At 71.0% G+C, this 8,355-nt stretch carries 10 protein-coding genes; 6 read left to right on the forward strand and 4 right to left on the reverse strand.

Translation table 11 applies throughout. The annotated features are described in order from the left end of the window. Nucleotides 1-1,110 (forward strand): amidohydrolase family protein, encoded by a 1,110-nt coding sequence (locus IQ251_RS05315; protein WP_228046186.1) that lies wholly within the window; start codon nt 1-3, stop codon nt 1,108-1,110. 224 nt (nt 1,111-1,334) lie between these two features. Further along, nucleotides 1,335-1,940, forward strand: a complete 606-nt coding sequence (locus IQ251_RS05320; RefSeq protein WP_228046187.1) for a flavin reductase family protein — start codon at nt 1,335-1,337, stop codon at nt 1,938-1,940. Between the two features lie 51 nt (nt 1,941-1,991). Here IQ251_RS05320 and IQ251_RS05325 read toward each other — a convergent pair whose 3' ends face one another. Continuing rightward, entirely contained in the window at nt 1,992-3,044 is a 1,053-nt protein-coding gene (locus tag IQ251_RS05325) for an NAD(P)-dependent alcohol dehydrogenase (RefSeq protein ID WP_193927325.1), read from the reverse strand. Nucleotides 3,045-3,166: 122 nt separating this feature from the next. Between IQ251_RS05325 and IQ251_RS05330 the strand changes: the two genes are divergently transcribed. The 3 genes from IQ251_RS05330 (at nt 3,167) to IQ251_RS05340 (ending at nt 4,515) form a co-directional block, all read left to right on the forward strand. Further along, nucleotides 3,167-3,751: a TetR/AcrR family transcriptional regulator gene (locus tag IQ251_RS05330; RefSeq protein ID WP_193927331.1), complete on the forward strand. Its 585-nt coding sequence runs from the start codon at nt 3,167-3,169 to the stop codon at nt 3,749-3,751. An 80-nt stretch (nt 3,752-3,831) separates the two neighbouring features. Beyond that, nucleotides 3,832-4,053 carry a hypothetical protein gene (locus IQ251_RS05335; RefSeq protein ID WP_193927333.1) on the forward strand — a complete coding sequence of 74 codons (222 nt, stop codon included), beginning with the start codon at nt 3,832-3,834 and terminating at the stop codon, nt 4,051-4,053. Between the two features lie 60 nt (nt 4,054-4,113). Beyond that, nucleotides 4,114-4,515 (forward strand): DUF5313 family protein, encoded by a 402-nt coding sequence (locus tag IQ251_RS05340; protein ID WP_370591218.1) that lies wholly within the window; start codon nt 4,114-4,116, stop codon nt 4,513-4,515. A 12-nt stretch (nt 4,516-4,527) separates the two neighbouring features. Here the strand turns inward: IQ251_RS05340 and IQ251_RS05345 are convergent, their stop codons facing one another. After that, the gene (locus IQ251_RS05345; RefSeq protein ID WP_193927326.1) at nt 4,528-5,553 is read right to left on the reverse strand and encodes an aldo/keto reductase; all 1,026 of its coding nucleotides are present in this window, start codon (nt 5,551-5,553) and stop codon (nt 4,528-4,530) included. 223 nt (nt 5,554-5,776) lie between these two features. On the opposite strand from IQ251_RS05345, the gene IQ251_RS05350 reads away from it, so the two are divergent. After that, nucleotides 5,777-6,910, forward strand: coding sequence for a hypothetical protein (locus IQ251_RS05350; protein WP_193927327.1), 1,134 nt, complete (start codon nt 5,777-5,779; stop codon nt 6,908-6,910). A 4-nt stretch (nt 6,911-6,914) separates the two neighbouring features. Here IQ251_RS05350 and IQ251_RS05355 read toward each other — a convergent pair whose 3' ends face one another. Together IQ251_RS05355 and IQ251_RS05360 are read right to left on the reverse strand one after the other, a co-directional pair. Beyond that, a complete protein-coding gene (locus IQ251_RS05355) occupies nt 6,915-7,559 on the reverse strand; it encodes a response regulator (protein ID WP_193927328.1) in 645 nt (214 codons plus the stop codon). Between the two features lie 141 nt (nt 7,560-7,700). Next, complete coding sequence (locus IQ251_RS05360; RefSeq protein ID WP_193927329.1) at nt 7,701-7,895, reverse strand: hypothetical protein; 195 nt, start codon at nt 7,893-7,895, stop codon at nt 7,701-7,703. Nucleotides 7,896-8,355: the final 460 nt, after the last annotated feature.

Consider the following 8,355-nt stretch of genomic DNA (forward strand, 5'->3'; position numbering starts at 1 on the left):
TTGACAGCGACCACGGTCACCGACGTCGCCGTCTTCGACGGCACCGAACTGCTCCGAGGACGCCACGACGTCACCTTCGACGCGTCCGGCATCACGAGCGTCATCCGGACGGGCACCGCACCGGCCGCCGGCACCCCCGTCGACGGTACCGGCGCGACGCTGCTACCCGGACTCGTCGACGCGCATGTGCACTTCCGCGACCTGGAGCAGCTCTCGGCGCTCACCCGGTACGGCGTCACCACCGCGCTGGACATGAGCACGTGGCCCCCGGAGTTCCTCGCCCGGCTGCGCGCAGCCGACCACGGCGCCGACATCCGCAGCCCCGGGGCCGCGCTCGCGGGCCCCGGCGGGCCGCACGCCCACATCCCCGGTTTCCCCGCCGAGGACCTCCTCGCCACACCCGAGCAGGCACGTCGGCGTGTCGCGGCACGCGTCGCGCACGGGGCGGACTACATCAAGGTGGTCCTGGAAGCGCCGGGCGCCGGAGGCCCCGAGCTGGAGACGACCACCGCAGTGGTCGACGCGGCGCACGAGGCCGGGCTGCGCGTGGTCGCGCACGCCGCCGCCACCGGGGCGGTCGAACTCGGCGTGCGGGCAGGGGTCGACATCCTCACCCACGCCCCGCTCGACGCCGAGCTCGACGAGAGTTTCGTACGCGTCGTCGCCGACCGCGTGCGTGCCGTCGTCCCCACGCTGACGATGATGGCCGGCACCGCGCGCAACCTCGGCAACCCCGCGCTCTCCTACGACCACGCCCGCGACACCGTCGCGGCGCTGCACCAGGCCGGTGCTGTCGTCGTCGCCGGGACCGACGCCAACGACGCCCCCGGCGTACCCGCTGCGGTACCGCACGGCAGCAGCTTGCACGACGAGCTAGAGCTCTTGGTGGAGGCCGGGCTGACTCCTCTCGAAGCCCTGCGGTCGGCGACTGCAACAGCCGCCACAGCGTTCGGACTTGACGACCGCGGCCGTATCGCACCGGGCCTCCGCGCCGATGTGGTCCTGGTCACCGGCGACCCGGCTTCCGACATCTCCGCGACACGTCGTCTTCGGTCCGTCTGGACGGCCGGCCGGCGCCTCGGCGACGTGCAGCGGGAAGCCCCGGCGTGAGGCAGGAGGGCTTGCCGACAGCCCCTCGACGGTGGCACTAGACGACCTCGACGAGGGGCGTGTCGCGGACAGGGCCGCGATCAGCATCGAGTGCAGGTGCGCCTGGCTGACCGCACAGGTCCTGCCGCGGTGCGGTCGGTGGTGCCGTGGCTCCCCGGTTGACGTGCGCGGGTGCCACACGGTGGATACTGCCGACCATGCGCGTTGATTTTGATCCTCAGGTCATGTCGAGCCGAAACTTTTACAAGTTGCTGACCGCCACCGTGGTGCCCAGGCCGATCGCCTGGGTTTCGACGATCTCTGGTGACGACGTCGCGAACCTCGCCCCGCACTCGTTCTTCACCGTGTCCTGCGTGGACCCGCCGATGGTGCAGTTCACCTCGGTGGGCACCAAAGACACGCTGACCAACGTGCGCAGCACCGCGGAGTTCGTGGTCTGCGCGGCGACGGAGCCGATGTTCGAGCGGATCAATGCGACCGCGACGGATTTCCCGCCGGACATCGGGGAGTTCGAGGCGGCGGGTCTGACCCCGGAGCCGAGCCGCACGGTGTCCCCACCGCGGGTCGCGGAATCCCCGGCGGCCTTCGAGTGCACCCTGGAGCGCGATATCGAGCTGGGTGACTCCACGGTGGTCATCGGCCGCGTGCGCGAGCTCGTGCTCGACGAGGACCTGCTGGTGCGCGACGAGCGGGACAACCTGCTGCCCGACGCCGGGAAACTGGCGCCGCTGGCCCGGTTGGGCCGCGACGAGTGGGCCACGCTGGGCGAGATCCTGCGCATCCCGCGGATCTCCTACGCGGACTGGCCCGGTCACTTCGACCGCGGCTGAGGACTGCGCGCCGCGGCCCGGGGCGTCCCGGACCGCGGCCGCGGTACCGCGTCAGTCGGCCTCGCCGAGGGTCGCGGTGTCGATGACGAACCGGTAGCGGACATCGCTGGCGCGCACCCGCTCGTAGGCTTCGTCGACCCGGTCGCCGGAGATCACCTCGATGTCGGCGCCGATGCCGTGCTCGGCGCAGAAGTCCAGCATCTCCTGGGTCTCCGGGATGCCGCCGATCAGCGATCCGGACAGCGACTTGTTGCCCGCGATGAGCGAGAACGCGTTGTAGGACAGCGGTTCGGACGGCGCACCGACGTTGACCATCGCCCCGCCCACGGTGAGCATCGACAGGTACGCGTCGACCGGCAGCTGGGCCGAGACCGTGTTCAGGATCAGGTCGAAATGCCCGCGCAGCGCCTCGAAGGTGGTCTCGTCGGAGGTCGCGTAGTAGTCGGCGGCGCCGAGGCGCAGCCCGTCCTCCTGCTTCTTGAGGCTCTGGCTCAGCACGGTCACCTCGGCACCCATCGCCACGGCGATCTTGACCGCGAGGTGGCCGAGCCCGCCGAGCCCGACGACGGCGACCTTCGTGCCGGGGCCGACGTTCCACTGGTTCAGCGGCGAGTAGGTGGTGATCCCCGCGCACAGCAGCGGAGCGGCGACGTCGAGCGCGACCCCGTCCGGGATGCGGCACACGAACGACTCCTTGACCACGACCTGCTTGCTGTAGCCGCCGTAGGTGTTCTCGCCGTCGAGGCCGACGCCGTTGTAGGTGGGGATGTTGCCCTGCACGCAGTACTGCTCCCGCCCGGAGCGGCAGTGCTCGCACTGCCCGCAGGAGTCGACCATGCAGCCCACGCCCACCCGGTCGCCGACCTGGTGGGAGGTCACCGCGGAGCCGACGGCGGTCACGGTGCCGGCGATCTCGTGGCCGGGCACCATCGGGAAGATCGCCGAGCCCCATTCCTCGGCGGCCTGGTGCAGGTCGCTGTGGCAGATGCCCGCGTAGGCGATGTCGATGAGCACGTCGTCCGGGCGCAGCTCGCGGCGGTCGAGCACGATGCGCTCGAACGGGGCTCCGGGGCTGGGCACGGCGAGCGCGGGCGTGCGGGTCATGCGGTGTCCTCCAGGGGATTCCAGCGGTGTGGCGCGTGCACCCATTGCGGTATGTGCATCCGCTTCCCTAATGTAAGAGCCCTCTCACAACAGGGGCAAACCCGGGAGCTCTGACGTTGCCCATGCCACACGAGCATCCCCGCGGCGGACTCCGGCCGGCCCTGGTCCGCGCGGCGCGGGACCTGATCGCCGAGCGCGGGTTGGACGCGTTCTCGGTGGCCGAGATCGCCCGGCGCTGCGGGGTGAGCGGCGGCGCGCCCTACCGCCATTTCGCCGGGCACCGCGAGCTGCTCGCCGCGGTGGCGCTGTCGGTGGTCACCGAGCTGCACGAGCGGGTGTCGGCCGCGGCCGCCCGGCACACCGATCCTGCCGACGAACTGGCCGCCGCCGCGGGCGCCTACACCGACTACGTGATCCGCACCCGGGCGGGACTGCACGTGATCTACAACCGCGAGCTGCGCGCCGCCGAGCATCCGGACCTGCACACCGCCGGGCGGGGGTTGATGGACGAATACCTCGCCCTGTCCCTGGCCGTATCGGCCTCCGCGGAACAGGCGCTGCTGCTCATGGAGCAGCTGCTGACCCAGGCGCACGGCTACGCCACCTTCTACCTGGACGGCGTGCTGGCGATGCAGGGCTACCGCCCGGACCAGGTGGTGGCGAAATCGGTGTCGGCCGCGCGCACGATCATCGCCGCCACGGGCTGACCCCCGGCGCGCGGGACGGGCACCACCCGGTGATGGCAGGATCACCGTGAGACGCCGGAACCGTCGAGCAGGAGCCCAGCATGAGCGCGCACGAACCCGACCCGGCCACCGACCACGAGGACGAGCGGGTGCGCGAACGGGCGCAGCTGCTGCCCGAGGAGCAGGCAGCGGGCAGCAGCGATCCCGAGCAGCAGGCGCACTCGATCCTGCAGGAGTCCGACGAGCGGGCCGCGCAGGCCGAGACCGAAGCCGACACCGGCGCGGAGCCCATCGAGCGGCAGAACAACACCGGACCGCTGTGAACCGGCCCGCCGCGCGCGCCCGGTAGGCTCCGGCGCGGATCCGAACCGCTGGGAGGACGTGTGCCCCGATCTCCGCGACCGCGCCCGAACCCGCTGCTGTGGGTCTGGTACTGCTTCGGTGGCCGGCTCCCGCAGCGCTACCGGGCGTGGGTGCTGCACGACGTCACCTGCCGCACGTGGGTGCTGCGCCACCTTTCACACAGCCTGGTGCAGATCTCTCCGGGCCTGCTGTTCCTGCTGCTGCCGGGACCGCTGTGGATCAGCGCGATGGCCGTCCTCGGCGGGGTGATCATCGCCCTGTGGTACTCGCTGTCGTACATGGAGCACACGAGCGAGCACCGGTTGTACAAGCACGGCTATCCGCTCGGCACCGGGTACGCCACGCGGCAGGAAGCCCAAGCCGACGTCCGCGCCGCCAAGGCCGCGAACTACGCCCGCATCTACCGCAGCACGGAGCAGTGACGGGTCCGGCGCTCAGCGCCTGCGGCGCAGCGCGGGATCGGCGAGCGGCGCCGGGGTCCAGCCCGCGTCGGCGGGGTTGAGGTTGGTGCCGGGCGGGACGATCTCGTCGATGCGGTTCATGGTCGCCTCGTCGAGCCGGATCTCGGCCGCGGTCAGCTGGGATTCGAGCTGCTCACCGGTACGCGGCCCGATGATCGGCGAGGTCACCGCGGGATGGCGCAGCACGAAGGCGAGCGCGAGTTCGATGAGGCTCAGCCCGAGGTCGCCGGCCAGCTGCACCAGCGACTCGACCGCATCCATTTTGGCGGCGTTATCCGGGTTGTCGGGGTCGAACTGCGGCATCGCCGATCCGGAGCGGTTGGTCTGCACGGACCGGCCCTTGCGGTACTTGCCGGACAGCCACCCGCCGGCCAGCGGGCTCCACGGCAGGACGGCCATCCCGTAGCGCTCGGCCACCGGCAGCACATCGGCCTCGATCCCGCGGGTGAGCACCGAGTACGGCGGCTGCTCGGAGACGAACCGCTCCCGGCCGCGCCGGTCGGCGACCCAGTGCGCTTCGACGATCTCGTGCGCGGGGAACGTCGAGCACCCGGCGTAGCGGATCTTGCCGTCCCGGATGAGGTCGGTGAGCGCACCGAGCGTTTCGTCGACGTGCGTGTGCGGATCCGGCCGGTGGATCTGGTAGAGGTCGATGTGCTCGGTGCCCAGGCGGCGCAGGCTGTCCTCCACCGCGCGCACCAGCCACCGCCGGGAGTTCCCGCGCTCGTTGGCGTCCTCGCCCATCGGGCCGTGCGCCTTGGTCGCCAGCACCACGTCGTCCCGCCGGGACCCGGCCAGCGCCTTGCCCACGATCCGCTCGGATTCGCCGTGCGCGTAGACATCGGCGGTGTCGATGACGTTGATCCCGGCATCCAGCGCGCGGTGGATGATGCGCACGGAGTCGTCGTGGTCGGGATTGCCCCAGGCGCCGAAGTTCATCGCTCCCAGCGTCAGCGGGCTGACTCGGACGCCGGTCCAGCCGAACGGTACGCGTTGCATGCAGGCACCACACCCTTCCAGGCGTTCGCATCCGGCGGCGGGCCGGAGCCCGCCCCCCGTCCTCCGGCGAGACTAACACCGCAGCGGCGCCCCCATCCGAAATGTTTCGTCCACTGCGGACCGATTGGCCGGACCGGCTGCCGGAGTGGCATGATCGCCACCCGCTGCGATCCGATCCGCAGTGCACCCGGATGTTTCCGCGCAACGGTTGCCGAGGACCGCGATGACCGACCAATCCCAGACCGAGACCACCGAAGGGCACGGTGCCCGCGTTCTGGGCCTGGTGACCGATCCGGACATGTCCACCCAGGTCGGTTCCCGGCTGGCCGACGGGCTCACCGAATGGCTCGGCGAGCAGACCGGCGAGGAGTGGACGGTTGAAGTGGTGTCGGATCCGGTCACCGCCGGTGAGGCCGAGAGCCAGCGCATCCTGAACGCGGTGCAGGAGTACCTGTCCGCGCGCTCCTGGACGCTGGCGATCTGCGTGACCGACCTGCCGCTGCTGCTGCACCGCCGCGCCCTGGTCGCCGATGCCAGCACGACCCGCCGGGTCGGCGTGATCTCGCTGCCCGCGCTCGGCGCACTGCGCACCTACGGGCGCACGCGGGACATGCTGCACGACCTGCTGCGGAGCTTGCTGGCCTTGGAGAATTCCGCCACCGGACGGGCTCCGGCCCGCGAACTGTTCAACCGGCTCTCGTCGGTGCAGCCCAGCAGTCCACCCGGCGACGACGTCGACGTGCGCTACACGGATTCGAAGTTCCGCGGCTGGCTGCGACTGGTCTCCGGGATGGTCCGCGCGAACCGCCCGTCGACGCTGATCTTCGGGCTGTCCGGGGCGCTGACCGCGGCGGTGGCCACCAGCGCGTTCGGGCTCTCCTCCAGCACCATCTGGCAGATCGGCGACCAGCTCCCGGTGCTGCGCCAGGCGATCGCGTCGGTGGGCGCGGTCGGGCTGCTGGTCGGCTGGCTGATCGGCGCGCACGGGCTGTGGGAGAAGGTCCGCCACCACGAGCGCGGGCACCGGCGGCTGGTCCCGCTCTACAACACGTCCACCGTGGCGACGCTGACCATCGGCGTCGGCGTCATGTACATCGGCCTGTTCCTGGTCAACGTCGGCGTCGCGTGGTTCCTGGTGGGGCCGAGCCTTCTGGCGCAGACGCTGGGACATTCGGTCGGCTGGTCGACCTACCTCAGCCTCGCGTGGGGCTTCACCACGATGGGCATGATCGCCGGCGCGCTCGGGTCGAGCCTGGAATCCGACCGGGCCGTGCGCCAGGCCGCCTACGGCTACCGGGAGCAGCAGCGCCGGAGCTCGGCGGACGAGGAGAACCCCCGCACCGCGGAGGAGTCCTGAGCGCTCAGGCGAGACCGGCGTCGTGCGTGGTGATCGCCACCTGGGTGCGGTTCACCGCGTCGAGCTTCGTCATGATCCGCCCGAGGTGCACCTTGACCGTGGACAGGCTCATGTACAGGTTCTCGGCGATCGCGGCGTTGCTCATCCCCTGGGCGACGGCGACCGCGACCTCGCGCTCGCGTGCGGTGAGCTCCTCGATCCGCGACTTGGCCGCCTGCGCTGCGCCACCTGCCGAGAAGGTGGACAGCAGCTTGGTGGTGATCCGCGGGGACAGCATCGCCTCTCCCCCGGCCACGACGTGCACCGCGGCGGCCAGCTCCCGGGGCGGGGTGTCCTTGAGCAGGAATCCGGCGGCACCGTGCTGCAGGGCGGTGTAGACGTACTCGTCGAGGTCGAAGGTGGTGAGCACGACGACAGCGGGCGCGCCGGGACGCTCCAGCACTCGCCGGGTGACCTCCAGGCCACCGACTTCGGGCATCTGGATGTCGGTGAGCAGCACGTCCGGCCGGTGCGCGGCGACCAGGTCGTCGGCCTGGCTCCCGTCGCTGCCCTCTCCGACGACGTCGATCTCCGGGTCGGCGTCCAGGATCATCCGGATGCCACCGCGGACGAGCTCCTCGTCTTCGAGCAGGACCACCTTGATCGCCACAGCACACCTCGCCGCACACAGGGAACAACCGCCAGCACACCGTAGCCACCCCGCACGCGGCCCCGGCACCCGCCACCGCACAACGCGGCACGGCGCCGGTAACGGCGCCGCCTCGGTCCGCGGATGCCCGAAGTCGAGCTATCAACCGAGGATCGCGTCCGCGGTCTGCTCGACGTCGAGGGCCGATGTGTCGAGCCACTGGCCCAGACGGGGTGTCCCGCGACGCAAACCGTCGACGAGCGCGGCGATCGTCCAGGTGTCGTAGCCCCCTTTCGTACGGCCGACCTCGTGTGCGGCGATCACCTCGGGCGCGGGGTCGAGCACGGTGACGTGCACGGGTGCTGGCCGAACGGGTCGGCCCGCGGGACTGCTCCGGTCGTGCGAAATCCGATCCCGGCTCGCCACCCGCCCACACCGCAACACCGACCACGGGACCGCTGGACACACGCCCGCAACACCCGCGCCGAGTCCTTTGTGGCTGGTCACCGGCCTGTTGCCCGGGTGTTGACCCCCGCCGAGTGACCGCGCACCGTGACAGGACCGCACACCGCGGAATCCGGGTTCGGCGGAACACTTTCCGGTTCTGCGCCGCGGTTTTCACACCCACACCCCACTCGGGGTTGTGCCCCCGCTCGCCTGCTACCCCGGCAGTTGCGGGATTTTCGACCGACAGGAGTCAACGCTGAACCACCGCCTGCCGCACCGGTGACCGCACCTCGCAACGCGTCACAGCACTGGAAAACGAGCTCGGAACCTGGAACGGGGCTGATGCAGTGATGGGTGACACCGATGGTGG

It is taken from the genome of Saccharopolyspora montiporae, from assembly GCF_015209505.1.
GTDB classification, from domain to species: Bacteria; Actinomycetota; Actinomycetes; order Mycobacteriales; family Pseudonocardiaceae; genus Saccharopolyspora; species Saccharopolyspora montiporae.